The following is a 25,118-nucleotide window of genomic DNA, read 5'->3' as shown; positions in this document are numbered from 1 at the left end:
ATCAGTGCCTTAATAGGTAAAGTTGTCGTAGGATAGACATTTTGAATGAATAAATTTCTCTCGAAAGTTTGTTTTTCTTATCTCTTCGATTTAACTCACCAATTGATGAATCAAAGTCTGTTTCATTTTTAACCATGCCTGGTTTAATTCCTTTACAAGGTACTTTATTAATCCAAAACAAATCCATGTAGTCATCGACAGGTAAGTACCACTCTTGGGCTGAGTCAATAAACTTTCGAGAAGCTTTCGGTGTAATCAAATATGCTCTTGTTGCACCTGGGCCTTTTAAATATTGGACGATTTCATGCCTTTTATAGGTACCAAGTTTCTTAGTTTTCCTACCTCGACCATCGACAAACAATCGCACATAGTCATGCTGTACTAATTGCTTAATATCTTTAAATGACTCCAGGAAGCACTTTTCCAGTTGAGCATCATCTTCAATAACAATAATTGGTTCTTCAATTTGTATGCACTTTTCCCAGAGCAAATAATGGCTTGCAAAACAACCTAGTTCACCTCGTGTCATTTCACAACCTTTGGTTTTCATTCGCTTTGACAAGCTGTACTTATCAAACAATGGGTGATCCTCTTTACGGCCATCGACCGCATCTAGGAACTCAAATGGGACTCCAATCCCTTCAAACTGAGATTGAATATGCTGTCGGCGTTCAACCGCATCTTTTAAACTAATTACAAATATTTTCATGTGATGATCTTATTTTTTAGCCATTAATTGGTCATACGAAAGCAGTGATATTCTAGAGCTAGCTTAGCCTTGAGTATTAGCACGAGTGCAGCGGCACCTGCTTCTGGTGCCACTTAATCCCATCACCTGCTATTGGTTGAAGCGACTGATTTGTTCTAATGCTTCATTAATATGAGCAAAGTTTGGTTGAGAGCCTTTCAGTTCACGGTTAGTCTTGTCCATAAATTTGTATTGCCCACCACCACTAACTTCAAGAATAGTATCATTGGTGATCAACGCATAACCACTGTAATTCGATGATAATATCCATTCGCGCTTGATTTCTTCACCTAGTAAATCTTCACCAGCCGCATAGTCATGAATATCACTACTCACCCCTAAATAATGCTTCATTACAGTAGGAGCCACGTCTTGATGGCTAGTTAACGTATCTCTACTCCAATTTCCACCATTCGAGCTTACCCCAGGGCCGAGAATTGCGAACGGTACTTTCACTTGAGCGTTGGTGAAATTACTATTGTGCCCCCAATAGTTAAGTTTGTTATCGTTAATTTCTTGGCCATGATCACCTGTAATAATGACAAGCGTATTCTCTAAATCACCTTTTTCTTTCAGTCTATCTAAAACCTGAACAGCCATACTATCGACATATTTAACACTGGTTTTGTATCGATTCATGAATGGTTGAGGATCGGTCTCATTATTCAACTTCAAGTAGTTAACAACTTGTAGCATTGGCTCATACCGAGGTTCGAAGTCTTTAGGGAAGTCATAACCATGCGGTGCATCATAGAACAAGAATGAAAATGCCGGTTTCGACGGATCACGCTTCTCATACCAATCTAACCAGTCTTTCGTTAATTCTGCATCTAAAGCTGACGGACGACCCGCTGAGGAGCCATTACGCAAATCTTTGACTTTACTGAAAACTGTCTGGTTGAACTCAGGCTTCTTCAACTGTGTCGCTGTAAAAATCCCCAAATCGTACCCAAGCTCTTGTAGTCGGTCCACCATCAATGGGCTCTGTTGGTTCGCTAAAAAGCCATGCCAATATGTACCAGGGATCCCATAAAATAGACCAAAAATACCAGTTCTTGTCGCATTACCAGTTGCAATATGATTATGAAAAATCTTACCGGACTGTGCATACTTCCATAAATGAGGCGTATTCTCTGCATTAAATGTGTCTGCACGCCAAGAATCTATAACCAAAAACATAATGTTGACCGGTTTCTCCACAACCTCTTTAGTTAATGGAGAAACTGGATAGTTAAGATCACTTTTGCGATTTAACGTTAACGCTTTTTGACGTGCGATGGCTTCCTCATTAATCCAGCCGTATTTCTTCATCATGCTGTTTGACGTAGCTGGGTAGAACAGAGGCAAGTAACGTTTCACCATAGTCACAGGCTGATACGCATGCGCTGCGGCCCAGATATGGATACCATGAGTTGCCAATAGCGTTAGGAAGGTAATAAAAGCAAACTTACGACCTAGTTTGTACGAACGGACTGGTGCATCGTTTTCCAACCAGCGGATTAAAGCCCACTGTAATCCAAGCAATAAGGCAATACCACCTATCACCATCACCCACGTAATCAGTGGGAAGCTAACAATTTGCCCGGAGAGTACCAGCTCAAGAACAACAGCATTGATATGGAAACGGTACTGTGCAAAAACAATTGTATCGATGAACAATGTTGCTACACCAATTGATGCGATGATTGCTTGTAATAAGTTTCTTGGGTTTTTGGGTAGGAATAAGCTAGGTAGCGCCACTAGACCGATTAACGCCGCAATCAGTGTCATCTGCCCAAAAACAGAGACAATAATAAAAACAACAGCTAATGGTTCTGAAGGGAACTCAGGCAAAAATGAGAAATAACGACATGCAATCAACATGGCAACGAGAGCATTCACCAGAATAAACCACCCGTGTGCATGTAGTCTCTGTTTCAAAGACATATTTACTATCCTAACTATTTTATAGATGACTATTTCGAAAAATAATCATTGTATCCAGCAAGAAGCGTTTTAAATTCCTCTTCTTGCCAATGTATTTGACGTTTATTCAGCTCTTTAAAGAAAGAGCGCTTTAGGCGATCGATGTTAGATTGCTTCCAAGAGCTTCCTTTGCCATAACCACACTTATCGAAATCGATAATCCAAATTCGATCTCGCTTATCGATGAGAATATTGTGAATATTTAAATCGGTATGATTAACACCCACGCTGTGCATCTTCGCGATTTGGTGCCCAATCTCACGATACAGGTCTGCCGATACTGAAGTTTTTGTCAGGATATCGACAAGGTCTGTGGCACCAAGAATCTTCTCACTCAATAAATCCGCTCGATATGAGAATCCAGCTTTGATCGCTCTCGCGGCGATAGGTTTCGGAACATTCACACCAGCTTCGATCAAATCATTAAGCAGCTGCATTTCCATAAAGCTGCGTGTCTTGTCCCAACCGCTAAACCAATAACTATCTTGCACCAACTTGCCAAATAGACCACCACGGCGATAGTGTCGAAGTGCTGCTGGTAATTTCCCGGTATCGACAAACCACGTTATGCCTCGGCCTGTTGCACTGCCTATTACACTGTCTTTGCCTTGCCAGTATTCGATATCAAACACTGACTCAGGGGGATGATCCAACAGCTGATCGTCAAACCATATGACAGAGTTGCTTGCGTGGATTTTTTTGATCATGATTTAGCTTACCAATAGTGACTGATCAGAATAAAAGCCCAAGTAAAAGCCGCAAATAATAGAGCAACAAGCACTGCTGCGGAGCCTATATCTTTGGCTCTGCCACTGAGTTCATGTCGCTCAACACCAACTCGATCAACAACCGCCTCAATAGCAGAATTCACCAATTCGACAATTAACACCAGAACCACAACGCCCAACATAAGAACTGTTTCTATAGGACTGACATCTAACCAAATTAACACAATGATCGCGGCGCACAGTAAAACCAACTCTTGCCGAATAGCAGCTTCATATTTGAATGCGGCTTTCAAGCCCTGAATTGAGTACCCTGTTGCTTTGATGATCCGTTTCAGACCGGTATTTCCTGGTTTTCCTTGGTTTTCTATTGTCATGTGTGAGTCATCTGCTATTTGATTGGTGTAAAACGAGCACCATTTTACATTTATCGGCACTCTCTGCATAATCTTAGGCAATTAAATTTGCGAGCGATTTTTATGCCCCTTTTTACTCAAGCACCTGAATCTGTTTGTTTTTTGCGTTTGTCTGCCATCGGTGACGTTTGTCACGCGGTCGCAGCAGTACAAGCCCTGCAAAAACAATGGCCTACAACCAAGGTCACTTGGATCATTGGCAAGGTTGAAGCCCAATTACTGGAAGGGCTAGAAGGTGTAGAGCTTATCGTCTTTGATAAGAAAGCTGGCTTTGCTGGCATGAAAGACATATGGAAAAAGTTATCTGACCGCAAGTTCGATGCTTTAGTTCATATGCAGTTAGCTTTAAGAGCAAGCTTGCTCACTTTAGGCATCAAGGCCAATTATAAAGTCGGCTTTAACTTCAAGCGCGCTAAAGAGGCTCAGTGGCTTTTTACCAATAAAAAAATTGAGGATGTTCAATCGCAGCACGTACTCGACAGTTTCTACTCTTTCGTCGAATATTTGGGTGTACCTCGCTCTATCCCCGAATGGAACTTACCTATTGGTGCCGAGGATACTTTGTTTGCCAAAGAAACATTAAGCCAAAAGCCCACGGTTGTGATTAGCCCGGCAGCAAGTAAAGATGAGCGTAACTGGTTGCCCGAGCGCTACGCCGAATTTGCCGATTATGCAGCATCCCAAGGTTATCAGGTGGCAATCTGCGGCTCACCAGCTAAACGAGAATTGACTCTAGCGGAAGTGATCACAGAAAAGATGGCTCACCCGGTTTTAAATTTAGTTGGAAAAACCTCCCTAAAACAGCTCACAGCTGTCCTCAAAGAAGCCACGGTTGTTGTAGCGCCTGACTCAGGTCCAGCTCACATAGCCACAACTCAGGGAACACCGGTTATTGGCTTGTACGGTCACAGTAACCCTCTGAGAACAGGTCCTTATAACGACCTATCTTCTGTTATCAGTGTTTATGAAAAACACGCTGAACTGCAACATAAAAAACCTATATCAGAGTTATCGTGGAGTACTCGGGTCAAAGGCGACCATGTTATGGCTGATATTTCCGTAGCGTCTGTGGTGCAATCTTTCGAACAAATTACACAAGGTAAATAAGATCATGCCAAGCTCAGCAAAACCAACATTAGCCGTTGCTTTGATCGTTAAAAATGAAGCAAAAAATCTTGAGGCTTGTTTAAATACAGTTGCCGATTGGGTTGATGAAATTGTCGTGCTCGACTCTGGTAGCACGGATGAAACTGAGCAAGTTGCTCGTAAGTACACAGAAAAATTTCATGTCAATAAGGATTGGCCTGGTTTCGGCCCACAACGACGCATTGCTCAAGAGTATGTTGAGTCAGATTTTGTACTTTGGCTAGATGCAGATGAGCGTGTTACCGATGAGCTAAAGATAAGCATTCAACAAGCCGTTGAAAAGAATGAGCCGAACACTCTCTACAGCATTTGTCGCCTAAGCTGGGTGTTTGGTCGCTATATACGTCATTGTGGTTGGTACCCTGATCGAGTTGTGCGCTTATACCCTACGAAACTAACTCAGTACGATACTGCACAAGTTCATGAAAAAGTGTTAGTTGATAAATCGATGGTAGTTAAAGATCTTACAGGTGACGCGATTCATTTCACTTACAACGACCTTGAGCATTACCTCAAAAAATCCAATTCTTATGCCCTAGCTTGGAGTGCAGACAGAGCAAAACAAGGTAAAAAAGGCAGTTTTTCGAGTATTCTTACTCACTCTTTGGCTTGTTTTATTAAAATGTACATTCTTAAAGCGGGCTTCCTGGATGGGAAACAAGGCCTATTACTATCGATGCTCTCAACACATTACACTATCGTGAAATATTCAGATCTATGGATCAGAACATCGACAAAGAAGCATGACATGCGTGATGCCCAAAAATAAGATGCCAAATAAACGAGAACCTACAATGAATATTTGCCACGTTAATCTTGCCACTGGGTTTAGTGGGGGAGAACGACAGACATTAGTGTTGATTAAAGAGCAAATTAAGCTCGGCTACACCCTGACAGTGATTGCAAACCCTAAAAGCCCTTTTTTTAATGAAGTTGAGAAGCTCAATTGTCGCGTGTTTGCTGCGAAGCATTTCCTACTAGGCCACAGCTCAAAAATCACCAAAGACTGTGCAGTGATGCATGTGCATGAAGGCAGAGCTATCTACTGGGCTTACATCCAAAAATTGCTTTTCAATACTCCGTACATTATTACTCGCCGTATTGATAACCCTTTGAAAAATAAAGCGCTATCTCTGAAAGCCTATAATTCAGCCTCTGCCATTACAGGCGTCAGCAACAAAGTGGTAGAGGTGGTCAAGCAAAGACATCCCAAAGCTCACGCAGTCTTCATACCGGACTCTCCAGCCCGATACACATCAGATCCGATTAAGGTCAAAAAAATACGTGAGCAATTTGAAGGCAAGTTTCTCGTTATAAAAGCGGCCAAAATGTATAAGCATAAAGGCTTCGATATTGCGATTGAAGCTGCAATCATGCTGAATAATATCAACAAAGATATAGAGTTCGCTTTACTTGGCGATGGCCCAGAGTTCGATGCACTTAAAGACCTTGCCGCGGATACACCGAATGTTCATTTCATGGGGAATCAAGCAGAAATAGGTAACTGGTTTGAAGCTGCAGACTTACTAATCCACACATCTCATACCGAAGGGATGGGCTCTGTTATTTTGGAAGCAATGGCAGCAGGATTGCCAGTCGTGGGTTCAAAGGCAGGAGGGATCCCTGACGTTATTACGCACAATAAATCTGGGTTACTGTTTGAAATCGCAGATGCCAAGGAATTAAGCGCACACATTCAATCTCTCTACAACTCGAAAGAGCTACGAGATAGACTCATCGACGGTGCGGCTCAGCATTTAAATAAATTTGAGATCGAAACCACGGCTCAAGCTTATCAATCACTCTACCAACAGTTTGAGAAATAATTATGAACAAGAAAGTTCTTTACCCTGGTACTTTTGATCCACTCACCAATGGACACCTTGATCTAATAGAACGAGCAGCTGAAATGTTCGATGAGGTTATCATCGCTGTTGCTGCCAGCCCGAGTAAAAACACCATGTTCACATTAGAAGAACGTGTAGAGTTTTGTATCGAAGTCACTAAGCACCTTGATAACGTCACAGCACAAGGGTTCAGTGGGCTCATGGTTGATTTCGCGAAAGAAGTCGAAGCCAACGTCTTAATCAGAGGCCTGCGTACAACGGTCGACTTTGAGTATGAGTTTGGACTAACCAACATGTATCGTAGACTCATGCCTGGCCTAGAGAGCGTATTCCTAACGCCTGCAGAGGAGTACGCCTTTATCTCTTCAACTATCGTCAGAGAGGTCGCCATTCATGGTGGGGACGTGACTCAGTTTGTACCGAAAGTGATCGCCGAAGCGCTTCATAATAAAAAGCATATTTAAAAAATGGCCCTCAATTCTGAGGGCCGTTTCGCTATTTAGATTCAGGTTCAGCCATCACTTGATAGCGTAAATAGTAGTCTTGTAACTTGTGGTACTCTTCTCCTTTAGACTCCCCCTGATACATTTTTGGTTCAGGCCGAGAGTGTAGCCCATCATCAGACCACAAGTAACGAATGGAGTTACCTTGAGGTGGGAATGCTCCTTTGCGATCAATCCACCTAGCTGTATTGTAACCAAACTCTTCGATTGGAGTAGGTGACAACATATTGTTTCCCCCGAGAGAGACATAATTACTATTTGATAAACTCAAATTATATAGCGTAGGGAAAATGTCTTTATGTGACCCCAAACGTTGTGCATCATAAAATATCTCAACATTTTGTTGAATCTCACCTGGAACATACAAGTAAAAAGGAACAGCAACGGAAATGCTATATTCATCGAGACGCTTCATACTTAAATTGCGCATTCGATGGTCACCAGATGCTGCAACAATAGTTTCCCGAGGAAGATTTCCACGCTTGATGCCTTCGACAAACTCACCTAAAGAATGATTGGCATACTGATAGACTTTAAGTAGTTCTTCAGCTTGCTCAGCCATAGGTCCCAACAAATCGTTTAGACGCTCACTTACTTTAACCGGCTTGGCATCGTAACTCGCTGGAGCTCTAAACGGAGAATGATTTGTGACAGTCATGATATATATCATCATCGGTTTATCACTTTCTTCCAATAACTTGTGAGCAAATTTGAAAGTAAACTCGTCAGGCACTCCCCAAGTATCCGACTCTTTTTGAGCATCAGGAAAGGCTTTGATAATGCTATTTTCATCATAAACAGCGTCAAAGCCTTGCCTCGGCAAATAATTAGCCAAATTTCGCCACATGCCATTTCCACCATAAATAAACGCTACCTCGTAGCCCGCTTTTTTATATGGCAAAACCGCTGAACTAGGTAAAATCGCTCTCTGTGCGTTAGAGTGGCTAATCGTTGGAATATTACTATGAAACAGCATCATGACAATACTATCGATAGTTGCTGAGGTGCCAGCTAAAAACCTTTTGAAGACAAAGTCTTCATTAAAACCTTTTCGTAGTGAACCAAGAAGATCATTCTCTTTTTCATCATCTTCTATCATAACGTTGGTGCCCATTCCTTCCATTAAAGCCATGACAACGTTAGGCTTATTGGACTCAAGATACGCATTGTAAGGAGTCTGGTAATAAGGATTACTCTGCCCCAATACCTTGATCATTTGCTGCTCTAAAGCTTGCTTAGAAATAGGCTCAAATTTGGATTGTTTTTTGTAGTCACTCTTAGCCCAATCAAGCGCCATAAATGCGTTGGGCGTAATGTTATTAAGCGGGGCATATTGAGATACGTTAGCATGATAACGCTTTAAAGGCAGTGTACCGACAGAACCTCGAGCAATAACCACTGTCAGAGCAATCATAGCGACAATAGACACAGTAACTTGCCACCAACGACGAGTACTCCAGCTTTTATTCTCGAAATAGGCAATGAGCTTACTTGAACCAACATAGCCTAATAGTCCAATGAAGATAGCCGTCAAAAAAGAGCGTAAGATTGGATAATCTGCCCAAGCATTTTCTAGTACCGCTTCAGTATCATCATCTATTAACCCAAAAACAAAGACATCAATATATGTCCCGTAAGTGACGTAATAGTAATAATTGGCAATCGACATTCCCGACAATAAGAAAAATATCAAGGCGCTATAACTAGGTACAACTCGAGTAAACTTTTTATAAATAGAAGAGAAGCTAGAAAGAATCAGTCCCACCAGTAGCAAAGGGGCAAATCCAATTGCGACCACTTTGGCGTCAAAACGAATCCCTACCCAGAAAGCACGCCAAACATCGGTTTCGATACCAATTAATTCTGAAGGGTTCACAACCTGAAAATAGAACAATGCACGAGATAGAGACAGGAGTGCAATACCCGCAATAAAGAGCACGATAAGTGTGCGAGTTAACTTACGATAGTTTTGGTCAAAATCCATGTTTCACGCTTCTGGATGGGGTGGGCTAATCAAACGCAGCATAATATCACAGCTCGATACCATGCTCGGTTTATATTCAGAAAATGGGTTTTCTAGAGCTCTTAGCTTTGGCAAGAGTCACAGAAAAACGTGTTCCTCTGGCCTATTTTCTGCTCCTGCAATATTTCACCACAGCTTGGGCAAGGTTCTCCCGCTTTTCCATAGACTTGTAGCTCTTGCGCAAAGTAGCCAGGCTTGCCATCCGCCTGAGCAAAATCTTTCAGTGTTGTTCCGCCCTGTTCAATGGCAGTTGTCAGTACTTGCTTAATCTCTTTGGTGACTAGCTCCCACTCTGCGGATGTCACTTTATTAGCAGGGCGAAGAGGGTGGATTTTCGAAGAGAATAGAGCTTCATTGGCATAGATATTACCGACACCAACCACGACTTTGTTGTCCATCACAAACTGTTTAATCGCAACTCTGCGTCCTTTCGCCTTTTCAGCAAGGTAAGCGGCATTAAACTCTTCGGTTAAAGGCTCCGGGCCTGAACCTAGTAACACCGGATGTACTTCATCAGGCTTGGACCATAACCAAGCGCCAAATCGACGAGGATCGTTATATCGCAGGATTTTTCCGTTGGCTAATTTGAGATCGACATGGTCATGTTTACCAGGAGCCAATTCAGCATCAAGCACCCTCAATGAGCCCGACATACCTAAGTGGACAATCGCGTTGCCTGCCTTCGTTTGAATAACCAAATACTTCGCACGACGAGTTATCTGTTCAATCACTTCACCCTCTAATTGCTTAAGTTCATGGGGGATATCCCATCTCAACTTGGGCGTTCGAAAAGTAATTGATTTAATCGTTTGGCCAACCAAATGCGGACTTATGCCCATGCGGCTTACTTCAACTTCAGGTAACTCTGGCATATCACGCTCTTTTTAATTACAAAGGTTTAACACGATGTTCTCGCGTACGCCGATAGATTACAACTCAAAAGTTAACCCTAAAGAGAGCCACATTAATTCTTCCCCAACTTTTGCTTCCGCAAAATACTTGTCATTGTTGTAACCAGCCAAAACCGATGCATCATCTTCGACTAACGCTGTGGTGGTCGTATCCGTTGCGAGTTCAAACCCAAAGTAAAATGGATAATCCTCGCTAGCTAAGTTGTATTGATAGCGAGCAATAGCAAATGTCCCCCATTCACCATTGGTAATAGCATTCTGATGAGTCGGATCTAAAATTCTATCGTCGACTTCGTATTGCTCTTTCGCATATAACCCTTTGTATTCGGCCGAGATCCAATGTTGATCATTTACTCGGTATCGAACCCCGCCCACGTAGGTTTTTGAATCACGAAAATCTGAATTCCCCATCGCGTACTTAGCAAAGATATCCCAAGTTTCAAGCTCATAGATAAAGCGAATACCTAAGCCTCCCTCAACACTATTTTCAGTGTGATAGAAACCCGGCTCGCCAACATAGGTACCATCTAAAAGATTGGTACTAACTTCAAAAGTGTGCGAATACACATAGAGTGGTAATAAGCTTAATAAAACAACGTATCGTCTTTTCATACTGCTATCCCCAAAAACAAACTCTGAAAATTGAGTTGTCCTTCAAGTGTAGGAAGCAAATTGGATTAACGACAAAACAAAAAGAAAGCAGTAATAAACTACGTTTTTCTATGGCACCAAATACTCAGCTTCAACCGACACCGCTAGCCACTTACCTTGCCAGTTCTTTAGGAGCCAAAAATCCGGTAGTTGGTAGTACGTGATGCGCTGTGGTTCTTCTTGGTTTTGGTACCACACCTCAATGGTTTGTGGCGACGTCAGAGAAGCGCTTAGCGATTGATATGTCTCATTGTCCACTTCGGTGCCGACAAGTTGTTGCCAGCGTTGTGAGAGGGTTTGAGCGCTTGGTTCGGTAAGTTCTAGAGGCTGACCTTGCGATTGATACAGCCATTCACCATCTTCCAATACGATAGACCATTGAGAGAAGTGCATTGCAGTAATTTGATCGGACGGGTTGAGTAGGTATGGAAAACCACTTTCAGACGTGACTTCAGCTTCTGGCTCTAGCAAGTAGGTTTTGATGATCGTCGGCAGATTGAGTACCCCAATAAAGGCGATCACACTCAACATCAAAATGTTATTCCATCGGCGACCACGGTATCTCATGACTTTACTCACAACTAATCTGAACGAAGAAAGCTCAGTATAGCGTGAAAATGTCGAGAGATTCTATGTGATGGGTACAAGGGTGCGCTTGAAGCAAATTTTAGGTATAAAAAAACCCAGCAATAAGCTGGGTTTTTCAATTCTTTCTTCTACTTAAGAAGAGCCAAAAAAGCATCAATTACTTGATTTTCGCTTCTTTGTACATAACGTGTTGGCGAACTACTGGATCAAACTTTTTGATCTCAAATTTGCCTGGCATGTTACGCTTGTTCTTGTCAGTTGTGTAGAAGTGACCAGTACCTGCAGAAGATACTAGACGAATTTTCTCACGAATGCCTTTAGCCATTGCTTAATTCCTCTTAAACGTTTTCGCCGCGTGCACGGATATCAACAAGAACAGCATCGATGCCTTTCTTATCAATGATACGCATACCTTTAGCAGTTAGACGTAGTTTAACAAAACGTTTTTCGCTCTCTACCCAGAAACGATGAGTTTGTAGGTTCGGCAGAAAACGGCGCTTAGTAGCATTGCGTGCGTGTGAACGGTTGTTACCCGTTACTGGACGCTTACCAGTTACTTGGCATACTCGGGACATGAATGTCTTCTCCAATCGTTTCAGCTCGATATCAACCTTGGTGGCCGAACCTCTCTATCTGTAAAAAATAGAAGGTAAAAACCGTTATGGAAAACCCATACAAGGCTATCAAAGGTCGCGCATTATACTAACTTGACGCGCATTGCTCAAGACCCGAACAGATCCTTTTTAAGGATTTCGTGATCTTTTTTTGTGCAACACAGCTTGCTTGAGTAATCAGAGCTGATTTAAGGTCTAAAAATGTGGGCGAATCATAGCAGATTTCTAGCAACTAACAAGCCAAAATGTGATTCAAATCCACCCACGTTCAGCAAAAGAGACCACTTCGCCGTCGCCAACCACGAAATGGTCGAGCACCCTAATGTCCACCAGCGCCAATGCATCGCTCAATCTGCGCGTGATTCTTCTGTCCGCTTGGCTTGGCTCTGCAACGCCAGATGGATGATTGTGAGCCAATATCAGCGCGGCAGCATTGTGGAATAGAGCTCGCTTGACGACTTCTCTCGGGTAAACCGATGCAGCATCAATGGTGCCTTCGAACATTACCTCATCTTTAATCACTCGGTTCTGATTGTCTAAAAACAGGATATAAAAGGCTTCGCGTTGGCGATCCCTTAAAACACTCGAAAGATAGAGTTTAGTATGAGTCGGGCTTGTCAGTGCATCGCCTCGGTTTAACGTCTCTGCCAGATAACGCTGCGTCATCTCAAGCACGGCCTGCAGTTGAACGTACTTGGCCTGCCCTAGCCCTTTATGTTGGCAAAATTCTTTCTCTGAAGCTGAAAACAACTGGCGAAGCGACCCAAAATCTTGGATAAGAAAATCAGCCAACTCGATAACGTTCATGCCTTGGGTACCGGTCCGCAGAAAAATCGCGAGTAACTCGGCATCTGACAGCGCTTGTGGTCCGCGTTGCAATAGTTTTTCTCTGGGCATGGAATCGTTGGGCAAAGCTTTCAGTATCATTAGGCGGCTCTGTTGATGAGTAAGCCCTTATTGAACAAAATAAAAAACGAAAGTCGTATCTGACTTTCGTTTTTTTCGTTAACCACTACTTTTCTATGTAATTGAGCGATCCATCAAAGCTTGAAGTTTCCGACCAGATCATTAATTTCAGATCCTGACTGCGATAACTGGGTGCTGATGCCTTCCGCATGTTGAAGCGTGTCATTGATACGATTGACGATTTGCTGAATCGCCACTAAGTTCTGGTTAATATCCTCAGCGACCGCACTTTGCTCTTCTGCTGCAGTGGCGGTTTGAATACCCCTGTCTCGAATCATACCAATAGAATGATGTACACCAGACAGTGACTGCTGGATCATTGATGACTCTTCAACCGTCTTCACGCCACGCTCTTGACTGGTTGCCATAGTGGTGACCGCTCTTGAGACGCCCATTTGCAGCTGCTTGAGCATATCGCCAATTTCGTGGGTACTGTTCTGCGTTCGACTTGCTAATGAGCGAACTTCATCAGCAACCACAGCAAAGCCACGACCTTGCTCGCCTGCACGCGCAGCTTCTATCGCCGCATTCAGTGCCAATAGGTTGGTCTGCTCAGCGATTTCACCAATCACATCGAGCACCTTGGTAATCTGCTCGGTTTGTTGACTCAATTCTGCAATTGCATCAGAGGTACTGTTCACTTCATCAACCAACTTACTAATACCATCAATCGCTTGATCGACTTCGCGCTGTGCCTCAGTAACTTGCCCGTTTGCATCATCAATCGCCTGCGCCGTTGCATTGGTGTTACTTGCGACCTCTTTTGCCGTCATGCTCATTTCCGTTACAGCCGTCACCACCTTATCGGTTTCAAGACAGTGATTTTGCATTTGAGCACTGGCTTGCGAGGTTTGCTGATCCAATTGCTCAGAAACGGTTTGTACTGTGTCCGCAGAGTTTCGAATATCCTGCATTAGCGGATGCAACTTATCCATGAACTCATTAAATGCCGAGGCCACCTCACCGACTTCATCTTTACTTTCAATTTTCAGACGAGCCGTTAAGTCACCGCCACCCGCAGCCACATCTTGTAAAGACGCCGCAATATGCTGCAGTGGTTGAATACCTTTAGAAACGATAATGCTCGTGAGCACGCTAGTGATGATAAGACCAATGACCGAGATGGTTACCGCAGAGAGCGTATGTTCATTCAACTCTTGAGTACGTAGTTCACGTTGCATCGCCACTTGCTGATCAATATCATCGATATAGATCCCCGTTCCCAACACCCAGTCCCACTTAGATAAGTACTCGGCGTAACCAAGTTTTGGCGCTTGTGCATCAATACTTGGTTTATGCCAAGAGAAATAAAGAAAACCATCACCGTTTTTTGATGCATCAATCAGCCCGCCAATCACTGCTACGCCATTTTCATCCTTCAAACCGATAAGATTTTTACCTTCTAAAGATGGCTTAATCGCATGCAGCGTATTGACCCCTTGCGAGTCATACGCAAAGAAATACCCATCACTTTCAAAGCGCATCGCTTTTAAGATTTCTTTTGCCGCTGCTTTGTTATTGCCGTTTACGTCCGTATCGTAAAGCGGCTTTATCGCGGTAACACCCATCATCATATAGGCTTGCAGCTCTTTCTTACGTGTGTCGATCAGCTCTTGTCTATCTCGAGCCAGTTCTGCTTCTAAGCTATTACTGCCGTTGATGTAATAGACCACCGAGATCAATGTGGTGATCAACAACAAAGGGATCAGAGTCACCAACAGTAATTTACCTCGACTTTTCAGTACCATTTTATTCCACTACCTCATTATTGTTATTTTTCCCTTCTATCTTCCAGAGCGGGCAAAGATTGTCTGTGAAGTAAGCAAAGGTTTTATATAACGCTCAGCAATTAATATTCTGTAGTTTGATATCGATTAGCTTCTCACAGATTTGCGGGGGCGATGAAAGATTCAGTTGTGCTAAACTCATCGCCAGAAAAATTGGAGATCTCACATGCAAACACTAGCAGGAAAGAAAATTCTACTCGGCATCAGTGGCGGTATTGCCGCGTATAAATGTGCGGAGCTAACTCGTCGTTTAATCGAAAGAGGCGCACAAGTCCAAGTGGTGATGACGCACGCAGCAAAGGAATTTATCACCCCACTCACCATGCAAGCTGTCTCGGGTAGACCAGTGTCTGATAGCCTGCTTGACCCAGCGGCGGAAGCCTCTATGGGTCATATTGAGTTGGCAAAATGGGCTGATTTGGTGCTATTGGCTCCTGCAACGGCGGACTTGATTGCTCGTATGGCTGCAGGCATGGGTAACGACCTGTTGACCACACTTGTTCTTGCAACTGACGCACCAGTCGCGGTATCTCCGGCAATGAATCAACAGATGTATGCGCACCCCGCTACGCAAGAGAACATCGCAACTCTAAAGCGCCGTGGTTGTCATATCTGGGGTCCAGCTGCGGGTGAACAAGCGTGTGGCGATGTCGGTATGGGTCGAATGCTAGAACCGATGCAGCTCGTTCACCGCTGTGAGAGCTTCTTTCAACCAAAACCTCTTGAAGGCCGCTCGGTACTGATTACTGCTGGCCCAACCCGTGAAGCCATTGACCCTGTTCGCTACATCTCTAACCACAGCTCAGGCAAGATGGGTTATGCGCTGGCGGACGCTGCGGCTAAGCTTGGTGCGACGGTTACCTTAGTAAGCGGCCCAGTTGCATTAGCAACACCAGCGAGTGTCACTCGAGTTGACGTCGAAAGCGCACAACAGATGTTCGACGCAGTAATGAACTCTGCACCTCACCACGATGTGTTTATTAGTTGCGCAGCAGTCGCCGATTACCGCCCTCACACTGTAGCTGATCAAAAACTGAAGAAGGTCGACGGTACCGATGATATGTCTATCGAGATGGTGAAAAACCCTGACATCGTCGCTTCTGTGGCTAGCATGACCCAAGATCGCCCGTTCACCGTTGGCTTTGCTGCAGAAACTCAAGATGTCGAGAAGTACGCGCGTGGCAAACTGGTGAAGAAGAACCTGGATATGATCTGCGCCAATGATGTTTCAGTTGAAGGGCAAGGCTTTAATAGCAACAACAACGCACTGAACCTTTACTGGGACGACGGTGATAAGTCACTTCCGCTCGAGAGCAAAGAGGCACTAAGCTTCAAGATACTAGAACAGATTCAAGCTCTTCTTGGAGCGTAACCGCATTTTTGCGCTGACAATACCCTGACACCTCTCGATTCTGTTGACCTAATGCTTACAGAACTAGGAACAGAATTGATTGGTGTTTATAATCCCCTTCACTCATCATCCTCTCTATCAAAGGAAGTAAACAGATGGCTGGTACCCGTAAATCAAACCGTCGTGAAGAAATTCTACAAGCGCTTGCTCAAATGCTGGAATCAGCAGAAGGCGCATCTCGCATCACAACGGTGAAACTGGCCAAGCAGGTCGGCGTATCAGAAGCTGCACTTTATCGTCATTTCCCAAGTAAAGCGCGCATGTTTGAAGGATTAATCGAGTTCATCGAAGAAGCATTAATGTCACGCATTAATCGCATCCTTGATGAAGAGAAAGATACCTTAGAGCGAATTCGATTGGTGTTACAACTGATCCTTGTTTTCTCAGAACGTAACCCTGGCCTGACTCGTATTTTGTCGGGACATGCTTTAATGTTTGAAAACGAGCGCCTACGCGATCGCATCAACCAACTGTTCGAGCGTATCGAAACGCAACTGCGTCAGATCCTACGCGAGCGTAAGATTCGTGAAGGCAAGTCTTTCCCTGTGGATGAAAGAATTCTCGCAGCTCAATTACTTGGTCAAGTTGAAGGCAGTCTCAATCGCTTTGTGCGTTCAGACTTCAAATACCAACCGACTGAAAACTTTGATGCCTACTGGGCGCTACTGAGTGCTCAAATTAAATAAATTCATTAATCTAAGCGGTGCTTATGACGACACAAACCAGTTCGACACAACACGTAATCACCAAACCACCTTTTCAGCTTTCGCTACTGCACCCTAAGTATTTGGGCGTTTGGTTCGGTTTTGGCTTGCTTGCCTTCATTGTTAATGTGCTGCCTTATCGCGCGCTACTGATGATTGGCCGCTCTCTTGGCGCACTTGGTGCTCGTTATGGCAAAAAGCGCGTTGCGATCACCGCACGCAACCTAGAGCTCGCATTTCCAGACAAGCCAGCCGATGAAGTCGATGCCATGGTGCAAGAAAACTTCAAAAATACCGGTATGGCACTGATCGAAACCGGCATTACTTGGTTCTGGCCTACGTGGCGCTTTAAGCGTCTGCTGGTAGATAAAGACACCCAAGCACTGCGTACCCATCAACAGAATGGTAAAGGTGTACTGCTGTGCTGTGTTCATGCCCTCAATCTAGAGATCACCGCTCGCGGTATGGCCGTACTGGGTATTCCAGGGCTTGGCGTATATCGCCCACACAACAACCCTGCTTACGAATTTATTCAATACCGTGGTCGAACTCAAAATGGCAACCGCTTAATTCATCGCAAAGACGTTAAGCGCATGATCAAAGTTCTACGCAAGGGAGAGATCCTTTTCTACCTGCCAGATCATGACTACGGCCGTAATAAATCCGTATTTGTGCCATTCTTTGCCGTTGAGGATGCTTGTACCACCACTGGCACCAGTATTTTAGCTTACACCAGTAAGTGTGCTTTGGTTCCGGGCTCTGGCTTTAGAAATGCGGATGGTCAGTATGAGATTATCGCCAACGAATCCGTGGAAGCCGATTATCCTCAGAAAGATGAAAAAGCCGCTGCAGCCTACATGAACCGCTACCTAGAGAAAACCATCTTAAGAGCTCCAGAGCAATGGATGTGGCTGCACAAGCGCTATAAGACTATGGAAGATCCAGAAGTACCAAAAGGCATTCGCTACAAATAAACTAATTCGTTACAAATAAACGATAACCAAAAAGAAAGGGGCTGATGATTCATCAGCCCCTTTTGCATTCTATATTCTAAACAGAAATCGTATTAAATGCCGTACTCAGCGTGGTACGCTTTAACCGCTTCTAGTTGCGCTGCGTCTGTGCCTTTCTCTTCAAGGAAAGTTACTAGGTCAGTCAGGCTAACGATTGAGATGATTGCACAGCCGAAATCGCGCTCAACTTCTTGAATCGCAGATAGTTCGCCTTTGCCCTTCTCTTGACGGTCAATGGCAACAAGCACGCCCGCTAGGTCCGCACCGTTTGCTTGAATGATTTCCATTGATTCACGAATCGCAGTACCTGCAGTGATCACATCGTCCACCAGCATGATACGACCTTCCAGTGCGCTACCTACAAGGTTGCCACCTTCACCGTGGTCTTTCGCTTCTTTACGGTTAAAGCAGTAAGGCGTATCGACATCGTGGTGATCTGCCAGTGCGACAGCGGTTGTCGTCGCGATTGGGATGCCTTTGTATGCAGGACCAAACAATACATCAAATTCAATACCAGAATCCGCCAATGCCGCCGCGTAGAAGCGACCCAAGCGCGCTAGGTCACGCCCTGTGTTAAACAATCCAGCATTGAAGAAGTAAGGGCTCTTACGGCCAGACTTTAAAGTAAACTCACCAAACTTAAGTACTTCTTTCTCTAGTGCAAATTCAATAAATTCACGTTGATATGCTTTCATGCTCATCCTCTAAATTAATTTACTTTCCAGTTCCTAACTTCCAATCACTTAGGAAGCTAACAATGATGTGTTTTCTAAATAGATAGCTCTACAACAAGGCAGCAAGGTTTTTCAGCCCTATGAGCATAGGGGACCTATGTGATTAGGGTGAAAAATTGCAGCTAACGCAGGTGTAGAGTTATATATGACGAAAATAAAAAAATAGCCCCTTAAAAAGGAGCTATCTAAAAACTATTCTGCCAACGCCGACTTCTGCGCTTCAACAATATCGGCAATGCCCTTATTCGCCAGGGCTAGAAGCTGCATCAGCTCTTCGTGGCTAAACGGTTCGCCTTCTGCGGTGCCTTGAATCTCAATCATCTTACCGTCTTCCGTCATTACAACGTTCATATCGGTATCGGCTGCTGAGTCTTCAACGTATTCAAGGTCACACAGAGCTTGTTCACCAACGATACCCACTGAAACTGCCGCTACATGGCCTTTCATTGGGTTCGTTTTAAGCTTACCGCTCTCTAACAGGTGGTTAATTGCGTCAGCCATTGCTACGCTCGCACCTGAGATAGACGCAGTACGTGTACCGCCGTCTGCTTGAATCACATCACAATCAACCGTGATCATGATTTCACCCATCGCTTTTAGATCAACCACAGCACGTAGGCTACGAGCGATCAGACGTTGGATTTCCATCGTGCGGCCGCCTTGTTTACCGCTCGCCGCTTCACGACGGTTACGCGTGTGCGTTGCACGTGGCAGCATGCCGTATTCAGCCGTTACCCAACCCTTTCCTTGACCTTTCAACCAACGCGGCACGTTCTCTTCTACCGTCGCGTTACATAGAACCTTGGTGTTACCAAATTCAACCAGCACAGAGCCTTCAGCATACGCTGTGTAGTTACGAGTAATTTTAATTGGACGAACTTGATCTACGGCGCGGTCATTTGGACGCATAAGTATCTACCTTATTAGTCTTATCTTTAGGTGTTTAACTATTGAAAGTGTCTGTCACCTAAGAAAGGGGTGAGACAAATTGGATTGGGGCGAGATTATATAGCAGTTTGCAGTGCAAAGCTATTTATCGTGAAGCTCCATCTTTCCCGAAAAGCTGGTCAACCTAAAAAGCAATGGGCACACACAGCACCTCGTATCGTGATACTATGCGTGCGCGTTATTTTCAGAATGATAAAAGACAGGAAAATTCGATGATTTATAGTATGACGGCATACGCACGTAAAGAAGTGAAAGGCGATTGGGGTACAGCAGTGTGGGAAATCCGCAGTGTAAACCAGCGCTACCTTGAAACTTACTTCCGCATGCCAGAGCAGTTCCGTGGCCTAGAGCCAATCCTTCGCGAGCGTTTTCGTAAGCGCCTAGCACGCGGTAAGGTTGAGTGTAACCTGCGTTTTGAAGCGAACCCAGCAGCAAAAGGCGAGCTAAGCATCAACGAAGGCCTAGCACAACAAGTGATCAATGCAGCGAACCAAGTAATGGGCATGACAGGTGAAGAGAGCCGCCTAAACCCATTCCAAGTGATGAACTGGCCGGGTGTGATGGAAACACCAGAACAGGACATGGATGCGATCAACAAAGATCTGCTCGTTGGTTTTGACGAAGCAGTGAAAGACTTCATTGATGCACGTGGCCGTGAAGGCGACAACATGAAGGCTCTTATCGAACAGCGTCTAACCGCAATCACAGAAGAAGTCGTTAAAGTTCGTGCACGCATGCCAGAGATCCTAGAGTGGCAACGTGAGCGTCTGCTTAACAAGTTTGAAGAAGCGAAGATTGAACTTGAAGGTGCACGAGTTGAGCAAGAGCTTATCTTACTGGCTCAAAAGTCTGACGTCGCTGAAGAGCTAGACCGTCTAGATTCTCATGTGAAAGAAGCGACAAACATCCTGAAGAAAGGTGGCGCATGTGGCCGTCGTCTAGACTTCATGATGCAAGAGTTCAACCGTGAGTCGAACACGCTAGCGTCGAAATCTATCAGCACAGACATCACAGCATCAGGTGTAGAGCTGAAGGTTCTTATCGAGCAGATGCGTGAGCAGATCCAAAACATTGAATAATCCATTAGGTACCACCTAACGTGATTTGAAAATAGCTCCTATTATCAGGGGCTATTTTTTATAGCAGGTATAATTTCTTTCTTCTGCATGCCCATGGCTAAACAGGAATAAGTGCTCACCTTTCACTTTGTACATCAATTCAATTTTAGCTCTGACCAGAGAGTCCATGTCGCGTACAAATACATCACCATTTGTTGGCTTTAAATTCCAGTCAATGTGGTGATAAGCGACCGATAAAAGGCCATTCTCAGCGGTATAGTCCGCCTCATAATAGACTTCGTAGGGCTCAATTTTCCCATTGAGGTTTTTTAAGTGCCCTTTCTGAAAAATCAGCAGCGTCTTATCTGAAGTGAACTCTAAGATAGAGCGATCGGCAATCTCTTGATAACCGCTATAGCCTTGCGTGACAAAACCCTCATCAAGCTGCACACACGCCCAGCGAGTCCCCGCCAAGTGTTGCTGCTCAAATTTCCATTGATACAGTGCTATGGCGATAACACTAACAAAGAATGCGATGTTGAAAGCGATGATTGTTTTTAACCGCATATTGCTCTCGCCCTCTTAATCGCTTTAACGACTGTCTCTGGTATCTGCTCGATCGTCACTGAGTGATTCACATAGCTGGCGTTCTTACTGCCATGTTTTGCAAACGCGAAAGCTTTAATCAGATAAACGCCATCGTCATAAGCCGACTCTGCAACTCGCAGGTACACATCTGCATGGCAAGTAGGAAGAGACTGCGTCGCTAACTCATACGCGAGAAGCTGTCCGTCACTGATCAAATATGCGCTGTCATGAAGGTAAAAGTCGGTCGCACCAACTTGAAAATGTTGATAGTCGCTCGGTTGGATAAAGTCTGGTTTTCTTATAAAAGGTTTAGCCAGCAAAACAAACACCAGACAAGCAAATAGAAGCACTGTTACTACGCCATGCCACAGATACAGGTTCTCTTTTCCCTTGATCGGTTCGCTGACTTTGCTTGACGCTGCCGGGGTAACATCGCTCTCGTGGCTTACTCGAATTGTCCGCTCTTCGACCTTCTTTTTTACAGGCTCTTCAGCGCAATGGATTTCAAGTACGTAGCCAATCTTACTCACGGTTCTGAGAGTGACGTCAGTTGCGCCTAACTGTGTGAAGTTTTTTCTTAAACCAGAAATGACATTAGTGATCGCTTGGTCGGTGACTAACGCTCCCTCCCAGCATGTTTCAAACAGACACTCGCGAGTAACGTGGGTACTTTGGTTTTCTAGCAGCAAACTCAATACGGCATAGGGTAGCGGGCGCAATTGGATACTCTCGCCTTCCACACTCGACAGTGTCCGAGTGGTAGGATCAAGGATCAAATTGGAAAAATAGACTCTATGCATAAGCTCACTGTTACTAGAATTTGAGCAAATTTCACTCAAAAATATACCGCGGTGATTATGATCCTATCATTACTGACTCTGTGGTGTAAGTGGTAGTCTGAAATCTACTACCAATTCAAAGAACAGTGCCAATGAAAAATACACCATTAAATATATCAATAACTTATGTAATAAATATAAAAATAAATAAAAGAAAAACCGTCAATAAATCGACAATTCATGAAGTTTAAATGAAATCCATCTTTAGTTTTATATCGATATTGAACACACAATGCACACTGTTTTTTATCCCCAATGAGATGTATATAATGAAAAAAGCAGTGATCCTTCTGGCAGCATTTTCTGCCTTTGCTGGTGCCCAAGAACAAGCCGTTGAAAAAGACGTATCTGGTTTTTACCTAGGCGGTGGTTTCGGTACTACAACTTATGATGATGACGTATCTGGTTCAATCCTAGAAACCAATGATTCTTCATTTAAGCTTATTGGTGGCTACCAATTTAACCGTATCGTCGGTGTTGAAGCACAGTACACAAAGTACAGTGATATTACTGCGCCGGGTTCACCTTACGCTATCGAACCATCTGCAATCTCTATTGCTGCAAACCTTGGCTATACCTTTGACAGCGGCTGGCGTCCTTTTGGTACAGTTGGCTTGGCTCAGATGTCGCTTGACATCCCATTCGCAAAAGATGAAGACGAAACAGCACTGCGCTTAGGTGCTGGTGTTGAATACACTCCTGCAAGCCTAGAACATTTAAACTTCCGCGTAGCATACGAAGTTGACACATTCAGCATCGATACAGGTTTCCCTGATTATGACGTTACCTTCCAACTAGGTAGCTTCTACGCTGGTGCAACTTACAAATTCTAATAATGAACACTTAGTTGGCTAGAAAATACAAAGGGCGACTCAATGTCGCCCTTGTTGTATCTGTCTGGATTTAAATCTCAATCACTCGTCTGGCTCTTTGGTTTGTCCATCGACATAAGGCCAGTAATGATGACCTACACGAATCAATAGTGTCGCAGCCGCAAGAATGAACGCCGCCACCGCTAGCCAAACCACCAAGACCGCATCCAACTCCTTCATGCCTAGCGTGATATAACGCGCAATCGCCATCATTGCGATATAGATAGGATATCGAACGGGGATCTTACCGTTCATCACAAACTGCTGCACCATCGCCAGCACTTCAAGATAGATAAACATCAGCAGGATGTCAGTCAAGAGAACGCGCTTTTCAGCAAACACATGCATGAACTCTTCAACCATCGCAAACAGGGTCGCCAACGTAATGGCCACCAGCAGTACGGCTTCAAGAATATGGAATATCTTCAAGAAAGGTCGACTAAAACCTTTTGGTAAATGAGAAGGCATAAACACTCTAATTACTAATTAAACCAAACATTACAATAGCATGCCTCTATCAAAGTGGCGCTATCTGTTATCACCAACTTTAGGCGTATAGGGGGGCAATAAGATTAAAGGCTCTGAAATCTTCAGAGAAAAAAATGGCCCTGCGCAATGCAGAGCCATTCTTAAAATCCGATTCGATTACAGAAGCAGTAGATAAACAAGGAACACCACGGATAGTCCGTAAATCAGTGGATGCACGTCTTTCCCCTTACCCGCGACAACCATAGTGAATGCGTAGCTGATAAAGCCCATCGCCATACCGTTCGCAGGAGAGAAGCTCAGTACAGTGAACATAATGGTGAAGAAGGCTGCGATACGAGACTCTTTCTTCTCCCAATTGATCTGGCCAAGGCGGCCTACCATGTAGATGCCCACCACGACCATCGCCGGTGCAACCATAGCGGCTGAGAAGATAGAGAAGATTGGGTATAGGAACAGCGAGATAAGGAACAAGCCTGCAACCATCACTGCCGCCAAACCTGTCTTCGCACCTTGAGAAGAAGCAATACCCGACTCAGAGAAAGCCGTAATTGAAGTAGTACCCAGAACAGAGCCAATCACAGTGCCGCCTGCGTCAGCAACCAATGCCGATTTCGCGTTTGGCACTTTGCCATCTTTATCAATGATACCCGCATCACGACCAACACCCACAATGGTACTCAAGCCATCAAAGAAGTCGACAATCAGGAAGATAAGAACGATGAACAGCAAGTCAAACATCTTCTCTGGCGTGAAGGCTGAGAAATCAAAGATCGCACCGAAGCTGCCTGCCATGCTTGGTGGCATAGAAATTAGTTCATCCGGAATGGGCGCATTCGACGTACCCATAAACAAATCAGCTATGATCGTCAGTACAATCGCCGATACAAACGAGATAAACGTCGCCAGCTTAATATCACGAACCATACAGCCAAGCGCAATGAAGATACTCACGTAAGCGATGATCACTTGTGGGTCTGAGATGTCTCCTAGACCAACCAGTACAAATGGGTTAGAAACGATAATACCCGCATTTTTAAGACCTAAGAACGCAATAAACAAGCCAAGCGATACCGTGATCGCCAGTTTCAGGTCTTCTGGAATCGACTCAATCATCGACTTACGAATATTGGTCAGAGAGAACGCAAGGTACAGAATACCCGATAGGAAAATACCAAATAGCGCTTCATTCCAAAGCACGGCAACAGAGCCACTTAACAATAGGCCTTTAAAGAAACCGTTCATGCTCATGCCCGGTGCCAGCATTACTGGGTAGTTACCCCAAATACCCATGATTAGGGTTGAGATAGCCGCCGCCAAAGCCGTTGCTGTAAATACCGCGCCTTTATCCATGCCAGGAATGCCACCTAAGATAGCTGGGTTCACCGCTAGGATGTAGCTCATCGCCAAGAAAGTAATAAAGCCTGCATATAGCTCGGTACTAATGGTGGTCTTTCTTTCAGAAATCTTAAACAGGGAATCTAGCGAACCAGATGAGGTGTTTTGGGCCTTAAGGGTGGAATCGGTACTCACAACAAAACCTATGCAAAAAAATAAGAAATTGAAGATTCAAAT

Annotated in this window: 27 protein-coding genes; 9 read left to right on the top strand and 18 right to left on the bottom strand. The window is 44.3% G+C overall.

Features of this window, described 5'->3' with window-relative positions; translation table 11 throughout:
- Position 1 precedes the first annotated feature (1 nt).
- The 4 genes from L1D60_RS17605 to L1D60_RS17590 all read right to left on the bottom strand — a co-directional run bounded on the left by L1D60_RS17605 (position 2) and on the right by L1D60_RS17590 (position 3,815).
- A complete protein-coding gene (locus L1D60_RS17605) occupies positions 2-709 on the bottom strand; it encodes a glycosyltransferase family 25 protein (protein ID WP_239842251.1) in 708 nt (235 codons plus the stop codon).
- 129 nt (positions 710-838) lie between these two features.
- Positions 839-2,674 (bottom strand): DUF3413 domain-containing protein, encoded by a 1,836-nt coding sequence (locus L1D60_RS17600; RefSeq protein ID WP_239842250.1) that lies wholly within the window; start codon positions 2,672-2,674, stop codon positions 839-841.
- Between the two features lie 29 nt (positions 2,675-2,703).
- Positions 2,704-3,420 carry a 3-deoxy-D-manno-octulosonic acid kinase gene (locus L1D60_RS17595; RefSeq protein WP_239842249.1) on the bottom strand — a complete coding sequence of 239 codons (717 nt, stop codon included), beginning with the start codon at positions 3,418-3,420 and terminating at the stop codon, positions 2,704-2,706.
- A gap of 8 nt (positions 3,421-3,428) precedes the next feature.
- A complete protein-coding gene (locus tag L1D60_RS17590) occupies positions 3,429-3,815 on the bottom strand; it encodes a diacylglycerol kinase (RefSeq protein WP_239842248.1) in 387 nt (128 codons plus the stop codon).
- A 102-nt stretch (positions 3,816-3,917) separates the two neighbouring features.
- Between L1D60_RS17590 and L1D60_RS17585 the strand changes: the two genes are divergently transcribed.
- Genes L1D60_RS17585 through coaD form a run of 4 tightly spaced genes read left to right on the top strand, consistent with a single transcriptional unit; the run spans position 3,918 to position 7,311 of the window.
- Positions 3,918-4,961 carry a glycosyltransferase family 9 protein gene (locus L1D60_RS17585; protein ID WP_239842247.1) on the top strand — a complete coding sequence of 348 codons (1,044 nt, stop codon included), beginning with the start codon at positions 3,918-3,920 and terminating at the stop codon, positions 4,959-4,961.
- A 4-nt stretch (positions 4,962-4,965) separates the two neighbouring features.
- Positions 4,966-5,769 (top strand): glycosyltransferase family 2 protein, encoded by an 804-nt coding sequence (locus L1D60_RS17580; RefSeq protein ID WP_239842246.1) that lies wholly within the window; start codon positions 4,966-4,968, stop codon positions 5,767-5,769.
- 25 nt (positions 5,770-5,794) lie between these two features.
- Entirely contained in the window at positions 5,795-6,826 is a 1,032-nt protein-coding gene (locus L1D60_RS17575; RefSeq protein ID WP_239842245.1) for a glycosyltransferase family 4 protein, read from the top strand.
- Between the two features lie 2 nt (positions 6,827-6,828).
- Positions 6,829-7,311 (top strand): pantetheine-phosphate adenylyltransferase, encoded by a 483-nt coding sequence (gene coaD, locus L1D60_RS17570; RefSeq protein ID WP_032551148.1) that lies wholly within the window; start codon positions 6,829-6,831, stop codon positions 7,309-7,311.
- A gap of 31 nt (positions 7,312-7,342) precedes the next feature.
- Here the strand turns inward: coaD and L1D60_RS17565 are convergent, their stop codons facing one another.
- The 8 genes from L1D60_RS17565 to L1D60_RS17530 form a co-directional block, all read right to left on the bottom strand.
- Entirely contained in the window at positions 7,343-9,334 is a 1,992-nt protein-coding gene (locus L1D60_RS17565) for an LTA synthase family protein (protein ID WP_239842244.1), read from the bottom strand.
- Between the two features lie 101 nt (positions 9,335-9,435).
- Positions 9,436-10,245, bottom strand: a complete 810-nt coding sequence (gene mutM, locus L1D60_RS17560; protein ID WP_239842243.1) for a bifunctional DNA-formamidopyrimidine glycosylase/DNA-(apurinic or apyrimidinic site) lyase — start codon at positions 10,243-10,245, stop codon at positions 9,436-9,438.
- 57 nt (positions 10,246-10,302) lie between these two features.
- Positions 10,303-10,896 carry a hypothetical protein gene (locus tag L1D60_RS17555; protein ID WP_239842242.1) on the bottom strand — a complete coding sequence of 198 codons (594 nt, stop codon included), beginning with the start codon at positions 10,894-10,896 and terminating at the stop codon, positions 10,303-10,305.
- Between the two features lie 108 nt (positions 10,897-11,004).
- A complete protein-coding gene (locus L1D60_RS17550; protein WP_239842241.1) occupies positions 11,005-11,502 on the bottom strand; it encodes a hypothetical protein in 498 nt (165 codons plus the stop codon).
- A gap of 178 nt (positions 11,503-11,680) precedes the next feature.
- Positions 11,681-11,848 carry a 50S ribosomal protein L33 gene (gene rpmG, locus L1D60_RS17545; protein WP_002535344.1) on the bottom strand — a complete coding sequence of 56 codons (168 nt, stop codon included), beginning with the start codon at positions 11,846-11,848 and terminating at the stop codon, positions 11,681-11,683.
- A gap of 13 nt (positions 11,849-11,861) precedes the next feature.
- On the bottom strand, positions 11,862-12,098 hold the full coding sequence (rpmB, locus tag L1D60_RS17540; RefSeq protein ID WP_004728407.1) for a 50S ribosomal protein L28: 237 nt from the start codon (positions 12,096-12,098) through the stop codon (positions 11,862-11,864).
- A gap of 291 nt (positions 12,099-12,389) precedes the next feature.
- Positions 12,390-13,064 carry a DNA repair protein RadC gene (gene radC / locus L1D60_RS17535; RefSeq protein WP_239842240.1) on the bottom strand — a complete coding sequence of 225 codons (675 nt, stop codon included), beginning with the start codon at positions 13,062-13,064 and terminating at the stop codon, positions 12,390-12,392.
- 113 nt (positions 13,065-13,177) lie between these two features.
- Positions 13,178-14,851: a methyl-accepting chemotaxis protein gene (locus tag L1D60_RS17530; RefSeq protein ID WP_239842239.1), complete on the bottom strand. Its 1,674-nt coding sequence runs from the start codon at positions 14,849-14,851 to the stop codon at positions 13,178-13,180.
- A 205-nt stretch (positions 14,852-15,056) separates the two neighbouring features.
- Here L1D60_RS17530 and coaBC point away from each other — a divergent pair, with 205 nt between their 5' ends.
- From coaBC to L1D60_RS17515, 3 genes are all read left to right on the top strand, one after another.
- A complete protein-coding gene (coaBC, locus tag L1D60_RS17525) occupies positions 15,057-16,262 on the top strand; it encodes a bifunctional phosphopantothenoylcysteine decarboxylase/phosphopantothenate--cysteine ligase CoaBC (RefSeq protein ID WP_239842238.1) in 1,206 nt (401 codons plus the stop codon).
- A gap of 134 nt (positions 16,263-16,396) precedes the next feature.
- Positions 16,397-16,987 (top strand): nucleoid occlusion factor SlmA, encoded by a 591-nt coding sequence (gene slmA / locus L1D60_RS17520; protein WP_032551139.1) that lies wholly within the window; start codon positions 16,397-16,399, stop codon positions 16,985-16,987.
- A gap of 23 nt (positions 16,988-17,010) precedes the next feature.
- Complete coding sequence (locus L1D60_RS17515; RefSeq protein ID WP_239842237.1) at positions 17,011-17,979, top strand: Kdo(2)-lipid IV(A) acyltransferase; 969 nt, start codon at positions 17,011-17,013, stop codon at positions 17,977-17,979.
- Positions 17,980-18,071: 92 nt separating this feature from the next.
- Here L1D60_RS17515 and pyrE read toward each other — a convergent pair whose 3' ends face one another.
- Positions 18,072-18,713 carry an orotate phosphoribosyltransferase gene (pyrE, locus tag L1D60_RS17510; RefSeq protein ID WP_239842236.1) on the bottom strand — a complete coding sequence of 214 codons (642 nt, stop codon included), beginning with the start codon at positions 18,711-18,713 and terminating at the stop codon, positions 18,072-18,074.
- Between the two features lie 231 nt (positions 18,714-18,944).
- Positions 18,945-19,661 carry a ribonuclease PH gene (gene rph / locus L1D60_RS17505; protein ID WP_032551137.1) on the bottom strand — a complete coding sequence of 239 codons (717 nt, stop codon included), beginning with the start codon at positions 19,659-19,661 and terminating at the stop codon, positions 18,945-18,947.
- A 251-nt stretch (positions 19,662-19,912) separates the two neighbouring features.
- Between rph and L1D60_RS17500 the strand changes: the two genes are divergently transcribed.
- Positions 19,913-20,779, top strand: coding sequence for a YicC/YloC family endoribonuclease (locus L1D60_RS17500; RefSeq protein WP_239842235.1), 867 nt, complete (start codon positions 19,913-19,915; stop codon positions 20,777-20,779).
- 51 nt (positions 20,780-20,830) lie between these two features.
- Here L1D60_RS17500 and L1D60_RS17495 read toward each other — a convergent pair whose 3' ends face one another.
- Positions 20,831-21,325: a hypothetical protein gene (locus tag L1D60_RS17495; RefSeq protein ID WP_239842234.1), complete on the bottom strand. Its 495-nt coding sequence runs from the start codon at positions 21,323-21,325 to the stop codon at positions 20,831-20,833.
- Complete coding sequence (locus L1D60_RS17490; RefSeq protein WP_239842233.1) at positions 21,316-22,146, bottom strand: winged helix-turn-helix domain-containing protein; 831 nt, start codon at positions 22,144-22,146, stop codon at positions 21,316-21,318. The genes L1D60_RS17495 and L1D60_RS17490 overlap by 10 nt, the downstream gene beginning before the upstream one ends.
- Before the next feature lie 308 nt (positions 22,147-22,454).
- On the opposite strand from L1D60_RS17490, the gene L1D60_RS17485 reads away from it, so the two are divergent.
- Entirely contained in the window at positions 22,455-23,018 is a 564-nt protein-coding gene (locus L1D60_RS17485; RefSeq protein ID WP_239842232.1) for a porin family protein, read from the top strand.
- 81 nt (positions 23,019-23,099) lie between these two features.
- Here L1D60_RS17485 and L1D60_RS17480 read toward each other — a convergent pair whose 3' ends face one another.
- Together L1D60_RS17480 and L1D60_RS17475 are read right to left on the bottom strand one after the other, a co-directional pair.
- Positions 23,100-23,525 (bottom strand): phosphate-starvation-inducible PsiE family protein, encoded by a 426-nt coding sequence (locus L1D60_RS17480; RefSeq protein WP_239842231.1) that lies wholly within the window; start codon positions 23,523-23,525, stop codon positions 23,100-23,102.
- A 177-nt stretch (positions 23,526-23,702) separates the two neighbouring features.
- Positions 23,703-25,076 (bottom strand): NCS2 family permease, encoded by a 1,374-nt coding sequence (locus tag L1D60_RS17475; protein ID WP_239842230.1) that lies wholly within the window; start codon positions 25,074-25,076, stop codon positions 23,703-23,705.
- Between the last annotated feature and the right edge of the window lie 42 nt (positions 25,077-25,118).

Origin of the sequence: Vibrio sp. Isolate30, assembly GCF_022397975.1 — a bacterium.
GTDB lineage: Bacteria > Pseudomonadota > Gammaproteobacteria > Enterobacterales > Vibrionaceae > Vibrio > Vibrio fortis.
This window is presented reverse-complemented; position numbering and strand designations above follow the sequence as displayed.